Annotated in this window: 1 pseudogene; it reads right to left on the bottom strand. The window is 63.3% G+C overall.

Going from position 1 to position 444, the window contains the following annotated elements:
- Positions 1-98, bottom strand: a pseudogene (locus FMEAI12_RS39985) (IS5/IS1182 family transposase); the annotation flags it as partial.
- Positions 99-444: the final 346 nt, after the last annotated feature.

Below are 444 nucleotides of genomic sequence, written 5' to 3'. Positions count from 1 at the left end.
CCACCACCCTGGTGGCGGGTCTCGAACCGGGGCAGCAGCGGTTCCACCAGCTCCCACAGATCGTCCGGGACCAGCCGCAGAGCGAGGCTGCTCTCCATCACATCCATGATCAGATATGTACCCGCAGCCGCCACACAAGACACGCTCTCAGTCTGCGCCCCCGCACGCTGTCGGATCAGACTTCGGCAAAGGAGACTCCCCGACCTCCGACAAGATCGCCCTTGACTTCAAGACCGTCGCCGACTAGATCATCACCAACCTCCGCCAAGACGGCACCGAGCTCGTCATGAAGATCGAGATTCAAGCTACGAAGAGCGCTAGTGCGCTGGCCACGAATGTTCTCTGGTTCGGTTCAGGCGGCGTGTGATCGTGGTCGGCCCCAGCGTTGTTGGCGTTCGGAGCGGACGCGGGTGCGTTCGCGGCGTTGAGCGGCCAGGACGGTGG

The sequence above is a fragment of the Parafrankia sp. Ea1.12 genome (assembly GCF_900465275.1).
Taxonomy (GTDB): Bacteria; Actinomycetota; Actinomycetes; order Frankiales; family Frankiaceae; genus Parafrankia; species Parafrankia soli.
The sequence above is the reverse complement of the archived record's forward strand: the minus strand, read 5'-3'. Positions and strand labels throughout refer to the sequence as shown.